This is a genomic window from Carboxylicivirga sediminis, assembly GCF_018156225.1.
Lineage (GTDB): Bacteria > Bacteroidota > Bacteroidia > Bacteroidales > Marinilabiliaceae > Carboxylicivirga > Carboxylicivirga sediminis.
In genome coordinates, this window is record NZ_JAGTAR010000126.1 from 1 (window position 1) to 338 (window position 338).

Here is a 338-nt window from a genome sequence, read left to right on the forward strand (position 1 = left end):
TCGGCATTATTAATGGTCAGAACAGCAGTATTTTGGGTACTACCATCGGGTAGCAACCAAGAGTAGGTCGCTCCTGGAGCACCTCCACCACCGGTTAATGTTATATCTTCGCCTTCGCACCATTCGGTGGTAGTCTCAGCGGCATCTCCATTAATGGTCGGCACCGGTAAAGCCTGAATGGTCACTACAACAGTTTGTTCTGTACTTGTACAGCCATTTGAATCTTCAACAGTTACACCATATGTTCCGTTATCTGTTACATCAGCCGGGTCGATGGTTAAGGTAGCACCTGTTTCACCTCCAATTACAACTCCGCCTTTTGTCCAGGTATAAGTAGT

Annotated in this window: 1 protein-coding gene; it reads right to left on the minus strand. The window is 46.7% G+C overall.

The window, feature by feature from the left end:
* Positions 1 to 338 (minus strand): hypothetical protein (locus KDU71_RS23525; RefSeq protein ID WP_212193450.1); only part of this gene is annotated, 338 nt, incomplete at both ends.